This is a genomic window from Microlunatus kandeliicorticis (assembly GCF_014137855.1).
GTDB classification, from domain to species: domain Bacteria; phylum Actinomycetota; class Actinomycetes; order Propionibacteriales; family Propionibacteriaceae; genus Microlunatus; species Microlunatus kandeliicorticis.
In genome coordinates, this window is record NZ_JACGWT010000002.1 from 283761 (window position 1) to 299609 (window position 15849).

At 70.5% G+C, this 15849-nt stretch carries 14 protein-coding genes and 1 pseudogene; 7 read left to right on the forward strand and 8 right to left on the reverse strand.

Annotated elements, in window-relative coordinates; genetic code table 11:
- Positions 1 to 7 precede the first annotated feature (7 nt).
- The 3 genes and pseudogenes from FHX74_RS06070 to FHX74_RS06080 form a co-directional block, all read left to right on the forward strand.
- Entirely contained in the window at positions 8 to 994 is a 987-nt protein-coding gene (locus FHX74_RS06070; RefSeq protein ID WP_182559215.1) for a D-alanine--D-alanine ligase family protein, read from the forward strand.
- Positions 991 to 1842 (forward strand): SURF1 family protein, encoded by an 852-nt coding sequence (locus FHX74_RS06075; protein WP_182559216.1) that lies wholly within the window; start codon positions 991 to 993, stop codon positions 1840 to 1842. The genes FHX74_RS06070 and FHX74_RS06075 overlap by 4 nt, the downstream gene beginning before the upstream one ends.
- Positions 1843 to 1851: 9 nt before the next feature.
- Positions 1852 to 2187, forward strand: a pseudogene (locus FHX74_RS06080) (DUF3817 domain-containing protein); the annotation flags it as partial.
- 504 nt (positions 2188 to 2691) lie between these two features.
- Here the strand turns inward: FHX74_RS06080 and FHX74_RS06085 are convergent.
- From FHX74_RS06085 to rpmH, 8 genes are all read right to left on the reverse strand, one after another.
- Entirely contained in the window at positions 2692 to 3660 is a 969-nt protein-coding gene (locus tag FHX74_RS06085) for a ParB/RepB/Spo0J family partition protein (RefSeq protein ID WP_182559218.1), read from the reverse strand.
- Positions 3660 to 4550 carry a ParA family protein gene (locus FHX74_RS06090; RefSeq protein ID WP_182559219.1) on the reverse strand — a complete coding sequence of 297 codons (891 nt, stop codon included), beginning with the start codon at positions 4548 to 4550 and terminating at the stop codon, positions 3660 to 3662. Before FHX74_RS06090 ends, FHX74_RS06085 begins: the two co-directional genes overlap by 1 nt.
- Before the next feature lie 674 nt (positions 4551 to 5224).
- Positions 5225 to 5839 carry a 16S rRNA (guanine(527)-N(7))-methyltransferase RsmG gene (gene rsmG / locus FHX74_RS06095; RefSeq protein WP_182559220.1) on the reverse strand — a complete coding sequence of 205 codons (615 nt, stop codon included), beginning with the start codon at positions 5837 to 5839 and terminating at the stop codon, positions 5225 to 5227.
- A gap of 3 nt (positions 5840 to 5842) precedes the next feature.
- Positions 5843 to 6364 carry a Jag family protein gene (locus FHX74_RS06100; protein WP_328823666.1) on the reverse strand — a complete coding sequence of 174 codons (522 nt, stop codon included), beginning with the start codon at positions 6362 to 6364 and terminating at the stop codon, positions 5843 to 5845.
- A 257-nt stretch (positions 6365 to 6621) separates the two neighbouring features.
- Positions 6622 to 7653, reverse strand: a complete 1032-nt coding sequence (yidC, locus tag FHX74_RS06105) for a membrane protein insertase YidC (protein WP_182559752.1) — start codon at positions 7651 to 7653, stop codon at positions 6622 to 6624.
- Positions 7654 to 7747: 94 nt separating this feature from the next.
- A complete protein-coding gene (gene yidD, locus FHX74_RS06110) occupies positions 7748 to 8068 on the reverse strand; it encodes a membrane protein insertion efficiency factor YidD (protein WP_182559222.1) in 321 nt (106 codons plus the stop codon).
- Complete coding sequence (gene rnpA / locus FHX74_RS06115; protein ID WP_182559223.1) at positions 8065 to 8442, reverse strand: ribonuclease P protein component; 378 nt, start codon at positions 8440 to 8442, stop codon at positions 8065 to 8067. The genes yidD and rnpA overlap by 4 nt, the downstream gene beginning before the upstream one ends.
- A gap of 16 nt (positions 8443 to 8458) precedes the next feature.
- On the reverse strand, positions 8459 to 8596 hold the full coding sequence (gene rpmH / locus FHX74_RS06120; RefSeq protein ID WP_182559224.1) for a 50S ribosomal protein L34: 138 nt from the start codon (positions 8594 to 8596) through the stop codon (positions 8459 to 8461).
- 554 nt (positions 8597 to 9150) lie between these two features.
- Here rpmH and dnaA point away from each other — a divergent pair.
- From dnaA to FHX74_RS06140, 4 genes are all read left to right on the forward strand, one after another.
- Entirely contained in the window at positions 9151 to 10899 is a 1749-nt protein-coding gene (gene dnaA / locus FHX74_RS06125; protein WP_182559753.1) for a chromosomal replication initiator protein DnaA, read from the forward strand.
- 708 nt (positions 10900 to 11607) lie between these two features.
- Positions 11608 to 12777, forward strand: coding sequence for a DNA polymerase III subunit beta (gene dnaN / locus FHX74_RS06130; protein ID WP_182559225.1), 1170 nt, complete (start codon positions 11608 to 11610; stop codon positions 12775 to 12777).
- Between the two features lie 117 nt (positions 12778 to 12894).
- A complete protein-coding gene (gnd, locus tag FHX74_RS06135) occupies positions 12895 to 13953 on the forward strand; it encodes a phosphogluconate dehydrogenase (NAD(+)-dependent, decarboxylating) (protein ID WP_182559754.1) in 1059 nt (352 codons plus the stop codon).
- A 135-nt stretch (positions 13954 to 14088) separates the two neighbouring features.
- Complete coding sequence (locus tag FHX74_RS06140) at positions 14089 to 15774, forward strand: ParA family protein (protein WP_182559226.1); 1686 nt, start codon at positions 14089 to 14091, stop codon at positions 15772 to 15774.
- Positions 15775 to 15849 lie beyond the last annotated feature (75 nt).

Below are 15849 nucleotides of genomic sequence, written 5' to 3' on the forward strand. Positions count from 1 at the left end.
AGGACCGATGACCGATCAGGTGCTGGTGCTGTCCGGCGGGCTCTCGCACGAACGCGAGGTCTCGTTGCGCAGCGGGCGCCGGGTGGCCCAGGCACTGCGGTCCCGTGGCGTCGACGTGGTCGAGTCCGACGTCGATTCGGGGCTGATCGCCCGGCTCGCCGAGCTCGGCCGGCCGGTGGTGTTCCCGCTGCTGCACGGTGAGGCGGGCGAGGACGGCGCGCTCCGCGAGGTGCTGACCCTGCTCGACATCCCCTTCGTCGGGTCCGTCGGCAGCGCGGCCCGGGTGGCCTTCGACAAGTCGATCGCCAGCACCGTGGTCGCCGAGGCCGGTATCGCCACGCCGCGGCAGGTCGCGCTCCCCCACGAGACGTTCCGCGAGCTCGGCGCAGCCGCCCTGGTGCAGGCCCTCGGCGACCAGATCGGCTTCCCGATGATGGTGAAGCCGTCGCGCGGCGGATCGGCGCTCGGGTGCAGCAAGGTCAGCACGGCCGCCGAGCTGCCCGCCGCGATGGTCGGCGCCTACGCCTACGGCGCGGTGGCCGTGGTGGAGAACTTCGTCGAGGGTGTCGAGGTCACGGTGGCCGTCGTCGACCGCGGCGACGGCCCGCAGGCGTTGCCCGCCGTGGAGATCCGACCCGACTCGGGGGTCTACGACTACGCCGCGCGCTACACCGCCGGCGCCACTCGGTTCCTGTGCCCGGCCGAGCTCGACGACGACACCGCCCGGCGGGTCGCCAAGACCGCGCTCGCCGTCCACGACGTGCTCGCCCTCGCCGACCTGTCGCGGACCGACCTGATCGTCACCCCCGAGGGGGTTCCCACCTTCCTCGAGGTGAACGTCGCGCCCGGCATGACCGAGACGTCGGCCGTGCCGTTGGCGGTCGAGGCCGCCGGCTGGGGTCTCGGGGCGATGTGCGCCGACCTGGTCGCGGTGGCTCGCGACCGCGGTGTGCGGGCGTCGGCCACGCGACCCGACCTGCCCGTGCTGCCGTGAGCCCGTGGGCGACCCGCGCCAAGCAGGCCGGGGTGATCCTGCTCGGGCTCGCGGTGACCGCGGTGATGATCGCGCTCGGGCTCTGGCAGCTCGACGTCTACGGCCAGCAGGGTGCCAAGGCGGCCGAGGCCCGGGCCAACGGACCGGTGATCGCGCTGAGCTCGGTCGCGGTGCCGGGTCAGGCGGTCGGAGACGGCTACGGGCGAACCGTTTCCGCCACCGGACGCTGGGATTCGAAGCTCCAGGTACTGGTGCCGACCGCGGACGGCTCCGCGGACCGGGTGCTGACCGGTCTCCGGCTCGACGGCGGCGGCGTGCTCCCCGTGGTGCGGGGTCAGCTCACCCCGCGGCCGTCCGACGGCTCGACCGGTCCCACGCCGCCGACCGGCGAGGTGACCGTCCAGGGCATCCTGTTGGGCTCCGAGCAGGACCCCGGCACCAACCAACCCGGGACCGGCAGCAACGAGCTCCCGGCGGTCGAGCTCCCGATCCTCGCGCAACGCTGGCCGGTGACGCTGGTCAACGGTTTCATCACGCTCGGCCCCGACATGTCGCGGGCCCAGGGACTCGAGCCGACGGCGGTCAACCTCCCCGAGGGTCAGGGCCGGAGCCGGAACGCCGCGTACGCACTGCAGTGGTGGATCTTCGCGGCCTTCGCGCTCGGCTTCGGGATCCGGATGGCTCGCGACATCGGTCGGCGGGACGACTACGAGTTCGCCGAGCGCGAGGGCGAGCCGGGGGACGACCCGCAGCTCCCCGGTGACGGCGACGCGACACCCGACGCCGACAAGGCGGCCGACACCGACCAGCCCGAGGTCACGGAGGCGGGTCTCAGCCGACGCGCATAGGGTCGATCCATGCGCAACGCCCTGCTCCGCTATCGGGTGGTGGCCTACGTCGTGGGCACCCTGCTGATCGTGCTGACCTGTATCGGGGTCCCGCTGAAGTATTTCGCCGGCAACGACTCGGTGGTCGGGGTGGTCGGGACGGCGCACGGCTTCCTCTACATGGTGCTCATCATCACTGCGGTCGACCTCGGCTTCCGCGCCAAGTGGACCTGGAAGCGGCTGCTGCTGATCGCCCTGGCCGGCACCGTGCCGTTCCTGTCCTTCGTCGCTGAGCGGTCGGCCACCAAGAACGTCCGACCCAAGATCGAGGCCGAGCGACGCGCGGCGGCCGCGTCGACCCAGTGACTTGTCGGTAAGTCTCCGAGCCGACGAAACGATTTGTCGACATAAACTGCGGCCGCTGCCGCGCCCGCTGGGAGAGCTCATCGAAGCCCTAGCTGGCTGAGCCTGTCGAAGCCCTTCCCCAGCATCGACTAGCCTGACGCACTTCGACGAGCTCAGTGCACGGCCTGACCGCTGGCTGAGCTTGTCGAAGCCACTCCACCTCCGCGACCTACGCGATGCACTTCGACGGGGCTCAGTGCGCGGAGTGACCGCTAGTTGAGCTTGTCGAAGCCTCTCGAGGAGTTCCGTCCGGCCACCGTTGGCTGAGCCTGTCGAAGCCTCTTTCGCCCGCTCACCCTGCGCGAGGCACGTCGCCAGGGCTGCGCGCGCTGACACCGCTGGCTGAGCTTGTCGAAGCCCCTTCACCTACTGGGCCAGAGCGAGGCACATCGTAGGCTCAGTGCGCGCAGACGTCGCTGGCCGAGCTTGTCGAAGCCCCTACACCCACCCACCTTGCGCAGGAGCTCAGCGGTCGATGAGACCCGCAATGCGCTCCAGATCCTCGTCACTGGCGAACTCGATGGTGATCCGGCCCTTGGCTCGGCCGACGTCCACCTTCACCCGGGTCTCGAGTCGGTTCGCGAGCCGATCGGCGACGGCGACCGCCCGCTCGTTGGGCTCGGCCGCGCGACGGCGACGCGGGGCTGCCGGGGTGTCCCCGGTCTCCCCCAGCGCGACGATCTCCTCCAGCGCCCGGACGGACAGCCCTTCGGCCACCACGCGCTGCGCGAGCCGCTCCTGGGCCAACGGATCGTCGAGAACGAGCAACGCGCGGGCGTGGCCCGCACTCAGGACGCCGGCGGCGACTCGCCGTTGGACGGTCGGAGGGAGTCGCAGCAGCCGGATCGTGTTGGAGATCTGCGGGCGCGACCGCTTGATCCGCTGGGAGAGCTCTTCCTGGGTACAGCCGAAGTCGTCGAGCATCTGCTGGTAGGCCGCGGCCTCCTCGAGCGGGTTCAGCTGTGCACGGTGCAGGTTCTCCAGCAGCGCGTCTCGAAGCAGGTCATGTTCCTCGGTCTCCCGGACGATCGCCGGGATCGTCTCGTTGCCGGCACGCTCCGCCGCGCGCCAGCGGCGTTCGCCCATCACGAGCTCATAGCGCTGATCGCCGCTCTCGTTCGGGCTCAGCGGCCGCACGACGATCGGCTGCAGCAGTCCGACCTCACGGATCGAGTCGACCAGCTCGGCCAGCGCGTCTTCGTCGAAGACGGTGCGTGGCTGGCGAGGGTTGGGTCGGATCGAGCTGATCGGCACCTCGGCGAAGCTCGACCCCTCGGGAATCGGGTGGGCCGGTGCCGCCTCCTCAGCTGCCCGGGCAGCAGGGACAGGGGAGTCGGGAACCGTCGGCGAGTCCACCGGTCGGGGCGCGATCGGCTCGGTGCGCTGGAAGAGCTCGCCGAGACCACGTCCCAGTCCGCGGGTGTTGTTGCTCATCAGGCCTCCTGGCTGGGTGTGCCGTCCACGGCGCCGCGTCGGGCGATCTCGCGAGCCGCCTCGAGGTAGCTCTTCGCCCCCGCGGAGTCGGGCTGATAGGTGAGTACGGTCTGGCCGTAGCTGGGCGCCTCGGAGATGCGCACCGAGCGCGGGATCACGCTCGGGAGCGTCTGTTCCGCGAAGTAGCCGCGAACCTCGTCGGCGACCTGAGCCGCGAGCCGGGTCCGGGCGTCATACATGGTGAGCAGCACGGTACTGAGCTCGAGTTCGTCGTTCAGCTCCCCCTTGACGAGGCTGATGGTGTTCATCAGCTGCGACACCCCCTCCAGGGCGTAGTACTCGCACTGGATGGGGATCAGGATCTCCTGCGCTCCCACCAGGGCGTTGAGCGTGAGCAACCCGAGGGACGGGGGGCAGTCGAAGAAGATGTAGTCGACCTCGGCAGTCTTGAGGTACTTGGTGATGGCCCGACGAAGGCGGTTCTCCCGTGCCACCACCGAGACGAGCTCGATCTCCGCACCGGCAAGGTCCACCGTTGCGGGGAGGACCCGCAAGTTCGGAGCCTCCGGCGAGACGACCGCAAGGTCGGCGATCGACTCACCGTTGATGATGACCTCATAGGTGCCGGGCACGCCGCGGTGGTGGTCGACGCCGAGGGCGGTAGAGGCGTTGCCCTGCGGGTCGAGATCGATGACCAGGACGTGGAGTCCACCCATGGCGAGGGCGGCGGCAACATTGACGGTCGTCGTCGTCTTGCCGACTCCGCCCTTCTGGTTCGCGACCACGAAGACCCGCGGGTTCGTCGGACGAGGCAGGGGATCGACCTCCCGCGGTGTTTCACGTGAAACGGTGCGAACGGGGTCCTCGTCGATCGGCACGTCATCGACCATCGCGGACTCGTCAGTTGTCGGGGGCTCCGCCTGGGTCTCCGGCTCGACAGTGGTGGTCGTGGAGTCGGTGACGACCGGTCCGGTGGTCGACAGGTCCGCCTGAGGCGCCCCGAGGTCTGCTTCCTGAAGGATCGAGTCACCGTTTACGTGCGGCAGTTTGATCGGTCCGAGGGTGGACTCTGCGTCCGGGCACGAGGCAGGCGGAGTAGAAGTCTCGTCAACGACTGGTTCCGTTTCACGTGAAACACGCGGCCAACCGAGAAGCCGACCGATCCGGCTGCGCTTGGGCCAGCCCAACCCTGTCGGGCGGGGTCCGACCGCCGACTGCTCACTGGTTCTCACGTCTGCGCCGTCCTTCGTCTTCCGTCGATCGAGCGGAGTTCACGCTATCGAACGGGGCAGACAGGGGCCCGGAGATCGCCCGGCGAGCCACCGAACGGGTTTAGGTTCGGCGGCCACCGTGCTTCACCCCATGGCACCAGGGAGGGCAGCATGGACGCCCTTCGTCAGGCTCAAGGAGCGCTGCTGGATCGGTCCTCAGGACCTCGAAGCCGTCGCTGTGCTTGCGCCTCGGCTCGAGCGGGCTCGAGCCGTCGGTCAAAAGATCCGGAGTGCGCGGAGCAAACCATCGTGCTTTGCAGGCGGCTCAGCATCGGATGCCGAGCACGTGGTCGTCAGCGCAGTGCGCGGCGGATCCGTACGACCGAGGTCGGCTCGGACGTGGCGTCCGCGCGCACCTCCCGGACGTCGGCCCGTAGACCGGCTGACGCCAGCACGGGGGCGGCGTCCTGGACCTCCTGGGCCGCGGACTTCCCCTTGAGCGCCAGGACCTCGCCGTCGTCGGCCATCAGCGGTGAGCACCAGGGCACCAGACGGGGGAGTGGCGCCAGGGCGCGCGCGACGACCAGGTCGTACCGCTCACGGTGATCCTCGGCCCGGGCCCGGACCACCCGGACGCGCTCGGCCAGGCCGAGTTCCTCGACGGCCTCGGTCAGGAAGGTCACCCGGCGGAGCAACGGCTCGAGCAGAGTGACCTGCAGGTCGGGTCGGGCCAGCGCCAGCGGAATCCCCGGTAGGCCAGCGCCGCTCCCGACGTCCACCACCGCAGAGCCCTCGGGCACCAGATCGCGGATCGCCACCGAGTTGAGGATGTGACGATCCCAGATGCGCGGCACCTCACGCGGACCGATCAATCCCCAATCGACACCTCGACTTGTCAGGATGTCGACAAATCGCTCAATCGACTCGACATCCGGAAACAGCCGGTCGAGCCCGGCGGGCGCGGTCACGGGTCAGGACTTGGGCAGGATGACCACGCGACGGGCGGGCTCCTCGCCCTCCGACTCGCTGGTCAGCCCAGCCGCCGCGACCACGTCGTGGACGATCTTCCGCTCGAACGGGTTCATCGGGTCCAGGCGGACCGACTCGCCGGAGCCGCGGACGTCCTCGACCGCGTCGGTCGCGAGCTGGGTCAGCACCTTGCGCCGGTTCTCGCGGTAGCCGCCAATGTCGAGCATCAGCCGGCTGCGGTTGCCGGTCTCGGTCATCACCGCGAGCCGGGAGAGCTCCTGCAGCGCCTCGAGCACCTCGCCGTCGCGACCGACCAGGACGTCGCCTTCGGTGAGGATCGACACGTGCGGACGGTTGCTCTCGACGTAGGTGTCGATGTCGCCGTCGAAGTCGGCGATGTCAAGCAACTCCTCGAGGTAATCGGCTGCGATCTCGCCCTCGGTCTCGAGCGGGTCGCCGTCCTCCTCGTCGTCGCTGTCGTCGCTGTCGTCGTCCGCGGCCTCGGCACCCTGCGCGTCACCCACCGGCTCGGAGGGCCCAGTGTCGGAGTGCCCAGGGACGGAGGGGGCAGGGGAAGTGCTCACCGCGGAATCGGGAGCGGTCGTCTCCTGCGTCTCGTCGGCGCCCGGAGCGGGGTCGGAGACGGTCGGCTCGTCGACAGCAGCCTGCTGCTCGGTCATGGTCCTCCTCGGGACGGGGTGTGCCGGCCGTGGCGCGGAGGCGCAGCACAGCACCGGCGGTGGTCGCCGGCTCGACGCCGGCGGGAATCAGGGGACGGTCGTCAGCTCCTGCGCTGGGACCGCGTCTGCCGGCGGGGCTGCTGACGGATCACCCGCGGGCTGCTGTCGGCCGTCTCGGTGGCGACTGCACCCTCGACGGCCGTGGCGGCGCGTCCGTTGCCGTTGCGACCGCTGGTCTCGGCCGGAGCCGCCACCGTGAGCTGCTTGCCCTTGGCCTTGCGGCGGGCCTCCCAGGCGTCGTACGCCGGGGTTCCGGGGGCCGGGTTGCGGCGGATGACGTAGAACTGCTGACCCATCGTCCACAGGTTGGTGGTGAGCCAGTAGATCAGCACACCGACCGGGAAGTTCACGCCGCCGATCGCGAAGATCAGCGGGAACAGGTACAGCATGATCTTCTGCTGCTGGGCCATCGGACCGGTCAGCGCGTCCGGCGGCATGTTCTTCCGCATCAGCTGGAGCTGCGTGATGAACATCGTGACCGTCATCAGCACGATCAGCAGCACGGTCACGACCTGGACCGAGGTGATGCGGCCGGTGAAGGGCAGGAACTTGTCCGAGATCTGTGCGCCGAAGATCGTCGCCTTCTGCAGCGACGGCAGCAGGTCGCTCTCGTGGATCCGCATCCAGTAGCCGCGGGCGATGCCGTTGGCGGCCCCGTCGAGCACCCGGAACAGCGCAAAGAAGATCGGCATCTGCAGCAGCAGCGGCAGGCAGGAGGCCAACGGGTTGGCGTTGTTCTCCCGGTAGAGCTTCATGGTCTCCTGACCGAGCTTCTCCCGGTCGTGACCGTACTTCTTCTGCAGCTCGCGCACCTTGGGCTGCAGCAGCTGCATGTTCCGCGACGAGCGGATCTGCCGGACGAACAACGGGATCAGGATCACCCGGATCATCACGGTCAGCGAGACGATCGACAGCGTCCAGGTCCACCCGCTGTCGGTGCCCAGCAGCGGCGCCCACAGGGTGTGGAACAACACGAGCAGACCGGAGACCGCCCAGTACAGCGGTTGCATCAGGGTGCTGCCGAAGGAGGCGAGCGAATCGAAGATGCCCATCGGGACGAGCACCGGGATCAGCGTTTCCATCAACTCCACCATCTGTCTGTCCGCGCCGGGCGGTCTGTCGCCGCGACGCTGTCTGCCTCAGGTCGGTCCTGCCTCCGACGGGCCCTCACGCGGCCTCGTCCATCATCCGCCCTCGTGGAGAGGGCCGGCCCGGATCGGGGACCCCGGTTTCTCCTTGGACCTCGTCCGCGTGTTCGGCGGAGGTGGGATCGACGGTGCCGGGCACCGGGTCGTACCCGCCTGGTGCCCACGGGTGGCAGCGGAGCAACCGTCGCGCGGCGTACCAGCTGCCCCGGATCGTCCCGTGGTGCCGGACGGCATCGAGGGCATAGGCCGAGCAGGACGGGTAGTAACGGCACACGTTGCCGTAGAGCGGGCTGACGAAGAACCGCCACAGGTGCAGCAGGCCGATCAGCAGGTACTTCACGAGGCCAGGCTCCGTCCGGCCCGGGCCCAGGCGCGTTCGAACTCCGCCCCGAGGCGGTCGGGCTGGCCGGCTGCCGCCGGCAGGGCACGGACGACGACGCGTGACCCGGCCGGCAGGGGATCCGACGGCCCGCAGCCGGAGCCAGAGGGCGCACTCACCCGCGCCGCCGCGAGGTGTCGCAGCCGGCGCTTCACGCGGTTGCGGGTGACGGCGTTGCCGACGGCCTTGGACACCACGAAACCCACGTGGACGCTCGGGTCGTCGGGCAACCGTCGTACGTGCAACACGAGGGACGGACCTCCGATCCGGCGTCCATGGCGAACCGTGTCGGCGAACTCGTCGCCGTTCAGCATCCGCAGACCGCGGGGCAGCACCCGGGCGCGGTGGTGATCAGGCGGACAGCTTGGCGCGGCCCTTGCGGCGGCGGGCGGCGAGGATGCCGCGGCCGGCCCGGGTCCGCATCCGCAGGCGGAAGCCGTGGGTACGGCTCCGGCGCCGATTGCTCGGCTGGAAGGTGCGCTTGCTCACGGGAAAACTCCCACACTCGTCGTCGGTTCAGGTCCGTCTGCAGCCACCCAGATGCGGGCACGCAGACGCACGTCGCTCGCGAGAGCGACTGCACAACACTACGCAGGGCCGCCGATCCGGTCAAACCTGACGACCTGCCTCAGGCTGTCCATTCGACACGCCGCGGACACGCCGGGAAATCACAGGAAAACCAGCCCACGCCTTGCGGTCGGGGAGGGCCGGATGGCAAGGTTCACGCGTCGCCTCGCCGCGGCCCACGATCAGGACCAGACAAGAAGCCCCGCGCAGCGGGAACCCCGCGCGGACCGATGCATATTCCCCCCGACCCACCGCTTTGATTCAGGGTGCATTCGGCGACCGCCGACGTCGTACACAGCTGTGGATAACTGTGTGGACGTCGCTAGCATGTCTGATCGCGCCGACCGGTCGACCGACGCGGACGGTGTCGTCCGCGTGGGCTCCCGCTGCTGCGGGTCCGGCGGAGACCGAAGAACGACCGAGGACTAGGCAGCGGAGACCGAGTGACAGACGCGTCCGAACCGTCCGACCCGACGATGCCCGGCCTCGCCGGGCCCGACGGGGAGGAGCCGGGCTCCGGATCCGCGCCCACGGAGAACCGTGACCCGCTCGTCGTCCGGGCCGCCTGGGACCGGGTCCGGGTGGCACTCACCCAGGAGCAGCGCGTCTGGGTTCAGGGCAGCGTCCCGCTGGCGCTCCGCGGCGATACCCTGATGGTCGCCGTCCCCACCGAGTTCAACCGCGAGCGGCTCGAGACCCGCTACCGCGACACCATCGAGTCGGTGCTCGCCCACCACTTCCAGCAGCCGACCCGGCTCGCGGTCGTCGTCGACAAGGACCTGCCGCAGGCCGACCCGGTCGAGGAGTCCGCGGGCCACGGCGCCGGCTACGAGGGCCGTCACGTCGGGGGCACCCAGCCGCTCGGCTTCGAGGCGCATCCCCGCGAGTCCGGCGCCGAGGACGACCTCGCCGGGTACCGCCCGACCGAACCGCGCGGTTACCCGCGACAGGCTGCGGACCCCGAGGACTACGACGGCTACGCCCGCCCCGGCTTCGGATCGCGCCCGGCCGGCTTCCCGGTGGGCGCGGGCGACCGACCGGACACCACCGGCCGCGACGACGACCGGGTCGACGACGCCGAGGTGCGCTACGGCCGCCCGGTGCACCCGGCAGCCACCGGACCGTCCGGCGGAACCCCGGTGTTCATCCCCAGCTCCAGCCCGCTCGACCCGGTCGAGCGGATGCAACGCGACGTCGACGCTCGGCTCAACCCGAAGTACTCCTTCGAGACGTTCGTCATCGGCAGCTCGAACCGGTTCGCGCACGCTGCCGCGGTCGCCGTGGCGGAGTCGCCGGGCAAGGCCTACAACCCGCTGATGATCTACGGCGACTCCGGGCTGGGGAAGACCCACCTGTTGCACGCCCTCGGGCACTACGTCCGCAACTACTTCGGCCGGGCCCGGGTGCGCTACGTGTCGACCGAGGAACTGACCAACGACTTCATCAACGCGATCTCGGACAACAAGACGCACAGCTTCCGTCGCCGCTACCGCGACGTCGACCTGCTGCTGGTGGACGACATCCAGTTCCTCGAGGGCAAGGAGCAGACGCAGGAGGAGTTCTTCCACACCTTCAACACGCTGCACAACGCCCAGAAGCAGATCGTGATGACCTCCGACCGGCCGCCGAAGCTGCTCGACTCGCTCGAGGCGCGGCTCCGCAGCCGGTTCGAGTGGGGTCTGATCACCGACGTCCAGCCGCCCGACCTCGAGACCCGGATCGCCATCCTGCGCAAGAAGGCGGCCGCCGAGCGGCTGACCGCCGGGCTGGACGTCCTTGAGTTCATCGCCAGCAAGATCCAGACCAACATCCGCGAGCTCGAGGGCGCGCTGATCCGGGTCACCGCCTTCGCCAGCCTCAATCACCAGCCGGTCGACCTCGCCCTGGCCGAGGTCGTACTCAAGGACCTCATCCCCGACGGCGCCGAACCCGAGATCACCGCGGGCACCATCATGGCCATCACTGCGGCCTACTTCGGGCTGACCATCGACGACCTGTGCGGTCAGAGCCGCACCCACGTGCTGGTCAGTGCCCGGCAGATCGCCATGTACCTGTGCCGGGAGCTCACCGACCTCTCGCTGCCCAAGATCGGACAGCTGTTCGGCGGCCGCGACCACACCACCGTCATGCACGCGACCAAGAAGATCCGCACGGTGATGAGCGAACGCCGCAGCGTCTTCAACCAGGTCACCGAGCTGACCAACCGGATCAAGCAGCAGTCCTGACCCCCGCCGCCGCACCCGCACCGGTCACCGGCGGCGGGACGCTGGTGCCTGCCCTCTGCGCTCCGCGGGACCGCCCGGACGGTGCCACTGCGATGGCCGGAACCGGACACCGGCGCCCCCGGCACAGCCCGGTATTAAGAGCCTCACCTGTCCGAAAGCGGTCACCCACACCTGGGGAAAACGTTGTGGACAACTGGGGACGACACGCGACCCGGTGTTGACCGGCCGGGGACGGACGCGGCGCAGTCGGGCGCGAACGTGTAGTTCGGACACAGATCCTCCCCGTGTGATTTTCGCTGTCGCACACCGTCGTCCGCACCCGGTACACCGCGATGACCAGGGGAAACGCTCGTTGTCCCCAGCTTCCACAGGCGCTATGACGAAGATGAGGAATCACACATTCCCTCCAAGAGCCGAAGAAGGGTGGGCGGTCGGTTGTGCACAACGTCGGGCTTCGCCGGGTCGAGCATCGAGCTGGACACTCACCACGTCGTGCAGTGTCGACGGCAGCTCTGACACTGCGGGTCGCCGCCGGGCTCGTGGACCGGATGACAGGTCGGCGCGCGTCGGTATGATCAGCGGGCGTCCCGGCCGGGTGCCGACGCCTCTCTGGCCTCCAGGTCGTCGACCGCCGCGACGAGAGGCCGACCAGTCCCGACCCGGCCGTCCCGACGGGCCCCGAAGCCGCGACACCTCCGTGGAGGCAGTGTGAAGATCCGACTCGAACGCGATGTGCTGGCCGAGGCCGTCCAGTGGGCCGCCCGCAGCCTGCCCACCCGTCCGAGCGTGCCGATCCTCGCCGGCCTGCTGGTCCGTGCGCACGAGTCCGGGGTGACGCTGTCGAGCTTCGACTACGAGACCTCGGCCCGGATCGAGGTCGCGGGTCAGGTCAGCGACGACGGCACCGCGCTGGTCTCCGGGCGGCTGCTCGCCGACATCTGCCGTTCGCTGCCCAACCGCCCGGTCGACATCGTCTCCGACGACGTCCGGATGGAGCTGACCTGCGGGAGCGCGCGGTTCACCCTGCAGGCGCTCCCGGTGGCCGACTACCCGTCGCTGCCATCGGTCCCCGAGGCCACCGGGACGGTGGCCAGCAGCGAGTTCGCCCAGGCGGTCGCCCAGGTCGTCGTCGCGGCCGGCCGGGACGAGCTGCTCCCGGTCTTCACCGGGGTCCGGGTCGAGATCGAGGGCGACACGTTGTCGCTGTTGGCCACCGACCGCTACCGGATGGCGCTCAAGGAGCTGACCTGGAACCCGAACAGCACCACCGTCTCGGCGACCGCCCTGGTCCCGGCCCGGGTGCTGTCGGACACCGCCAAGTCGATGACCGCGGGCGAGGAGGTGACCATCAGCCTGGCCAGCGGCGGCAACGGCGGCGCGGGCGACGGGATCATCGGCTTCGTGGGCACCGGTCCCGGCGGCCGCCGGCAGACGACCACCCGGTTGCTCGACGGCGAGTTCCCCAAGGTCCGCCACATCATGAACACGCAGTCGGCGCTCAACGTGCGGACCTCGACCACCGAGCTGATCGCCGCCGCGCGACGGGTGGCGCTGGTCGCCGAGCGGAACACCTCGCTGCGGATGACCATCGGCGACGGGGTGATCACCCTCGAGGCCGCCACCGGTGACCAGGCGCAGGCCACCGAGGCCATGGAGGCCACCGTCGAGGTGGTCGACGGCGGTGCGCTGCCGATGACCGCCGCGGGCTTCAACCCCGGCTATCTGCTCGACGCGCTCGGCGTGCTCGACGCGCCGTTCGTCAACTTCGCCTTCACCGCACCCGGCAAGCCGTGTCTGCTGACCCCGCTGGCCGAGCTCGACGGTGACCCGGTCGGCGACTACCGGCACGTCATCATGCTGATGCGGCTGCCTGGCTGAGCCGGACGGTCGCCGCTGCTTGCGGGTGCCCGCGGGCTCACCCGAGGATGTGGTGCGGCAAGATCGGAGCCGACAACCGGGCCCGGCGGGCCGTCGACGAGTGAGGGTGTGGGTGCGATGCAGCTGGGGATGATCGGTCTGGGTCGGATGGGCGCCAACATCGTCCGGCGGCTGATGCGCGACGGGCACGACTGCGTGGCCTTCGACAACAACCCCGACTCGGTCAAGGCGCTGGTCGACGAGGGCGCCACCGGTGCGGACTCGCTGCAGGACTTCGTCAGCAAGCTGTCCACCCCGCGGGTGGTCTGGGTGATGATCCCGGCCGGGATCACCGGGCAGGTCGTCGACCAGGTGGCCGAGCTGCTCGAGGACGGTGACATCGTCATCGACGGCGGCAACTCCAACTACCGCGACGACGTCCGCCGCGCCCGCAAGCTCAAGGAGCAGGGCATCCACTACGTCGACATCGGCACCAGCGGCGGCGTCTTCGGTCTCGAGCGCGGCTACTGCCTGATGGTCGGCGGCGACGACTACGCCGTCGGGATCATCGATCCGGTGCTGCAGACCATCGCCCCCGGAGCCGGCGAGGTCGAGCGGACGCCCGGCCGCACCGGTGACCTGGCACCGGAGGAGAAGGGCTATCTGCACTGCGGGCCGTCCGGCGCGGGCCACTTCGTCAAGATGGTGCACAACGGCATCGAGTACGGCGTGATGGCGGCGTTCGCCGAGGGGCTCAACGTGCTCCACAACGCCGACGCCGGCACCAAGCAGGCCGAGCACTCCGCCGAGGTCGCGCCGATGGAGGAGCCGGAGTACTACCAGTTCGACATCGACACCGCCAAGGTCGCCGAGGTCTGGCGCCGCGGTTCGGTGATCAGCTCGTGGCTGCTCGACCTGACCGCCGCGGCGCTGCAGCAGAACCCGAACCTCGACGGCCTCGCCGGCCGGGTCTCGGACTCCGGCGAGGGTCGCTGGACGGTCAAGGCCGCCGTCGACCTCGGCGTCCCGGCCCCGGTGCTGGCGGCGTCGCTGTTCGAGCGGTTCGCCTCCCGCGACGAGGACCACTTCGCCAACCAGGTGCTGTCGGCGATGCGGCAGCAGTTCGGTGGTCACAAGGAGCTGCCGGCCGGTGACTCGCTCGAGGCCGGCGGCGAGAAGGCCGACCACAACAACTGACGTCCGGCAGCGCGGCAGGTGAACCCCGGCTGGCGGATCATGGGCGGCGACAAGCGCCACCCATGACCCGGTCGGCGGCCGCGGACAGCCCGCCGGCCGCGCCGCGCCGGGTCGCGAATCCGGAGGACCGAACGCATGACCGAACCCGCCCTCGTCCGTGACGTCGCCGCGACCGTCCGCGGCCAGCAGGCGGAGCTGATCGTCGACGGCGTCCGGCACCCGATCACCGCGGCCACCGTCGACGAGGTGCGCGAGGCGGTCTTCGTCGAGGTCACCCGGATCGCCGTCGAGCAGCGCCGCACCGTGCGCTTCCCGATCGAGGAGAACGGGACCCGCTGGCACCTCGCGGTCGATCCGGACGGCACCCGGCGCACCGAGTACTCCGAGCCGATCGGCCGGCCGCAGAACCGGCCGATCCCCAACCCGCCCGCCCCCGAGCCGTTCGAGCCCGAGCCGTTCGAGCCTGAGCCGTTCGAGCCCGAGCCGAACGAGCCCGAGCCGGCGGCGGAGACGTCGCCGGCCGACGTCCGACCGCAGCCGCCGGCTGCCGAGCCCGAGTCGCCGGCGCCGGGGGCCGAGCCGGCCGCCCCGTCGGGCCCCGAGCACGGATTCGACCCCACGGTCGGGCAGCGCCACGATGGTCCCGTGGCCCCCAGCAGCGAACCGCACGACCAGCAGACCCCGCAGCCGTGGACGCAGCAGGCGCCCGCGCCAACCCCGGCCGCGGAGGGGGACGTGCGCTACGGCGCCGCGGCCCGTCGGCCGTGGCCGCCGCAGCAGCCCGCCGCGCCCGTCCCGCCGAACCAGGCCGCTCCCTACCGGGCCGCCGGCACCGTCCCGGGCGCGGATAGCGACCGCCCGCCCCAGCCGGACGAGCCGCAGCCGCGGCACGCCGTCTCGTTCCTGCCGCCCGAGCAGCCGGTCGAACTGCCCACCGCCCAGGCGCCGCAGGGCTTCTTCTCGCGGATCCTCGGCCGCAAGAACGAGCCGGACCCGGCCCTGCTGGCCGCCCAGCGGGCCGAGGCCGCCGACCAGGCGCTGGTGAGCAAGCACTGGCCCGGTCCCAAGACGATCGCCGTGGTCAACGGCAAGGGCGGCAGCGGCAAGACCCCGACCACCGCGCTGCTGGCGGCCGTGTTCGCCCGGTACGGCGGCGGTGGCGTGATCGCCTGGGACAACAACGACACCCGCGGCACCCTGGGCTGGCGGACCGCGAGCGGCGGCCACGACCGCACCGTGCTCGACCTGCTCCCGGCCACCGAGGAGCTGATGGACCGCGATGCGCAGGTCGGCCGGCTCGCCTACTACGTCCACCACCAGCCGGAGGACAAGTACGACGTGCTCCGGTCGAACCCGTCGCTGCTGGCCCGCGAGCAGCGGCTGACCACCGAGCAGTTCCTCGCCCTGCACGCCGTCTGCAACCGGTTCTACCGGCTGATCTTCATGGACTCCGGCAACGACGAGTCGACCTACGCCTGGCTCAACATGATCGACGCCGCCGACCAGATCGTGGTGCCGACCACCACCCGCCCGGACCACGCGGAGGCCGCGTTGCTGCTGCTCCAGGCGCTCCGCAACCGGAACGCCGAGGGCCGCGAGCTGGCCGAACGGGCCGTGGTGATCGTCTCCCAGGCCGATCAGGACGAGGCCTCGGCGAGCACCATCGCCGCCGGCTTCCAGCAGCTGCTGCCGCCGGAGAACGTGGTGACGATCCCCTACGACCGGGCCATCCGGGACAGCCAGCTGCGTTACGACCGGCTGAACCCGGTGACCCAGCGGGCCTTCCTGCGCGCGGCCGCCGCGGTCGCCGGCCAGCTCTGACCCGACCCGTGCGGGCCTGTTCCGTGCGCTGAGCCTGCCCGTGCGCTGAGCTTGTCGAAGCGCTCTCGTTCCGTG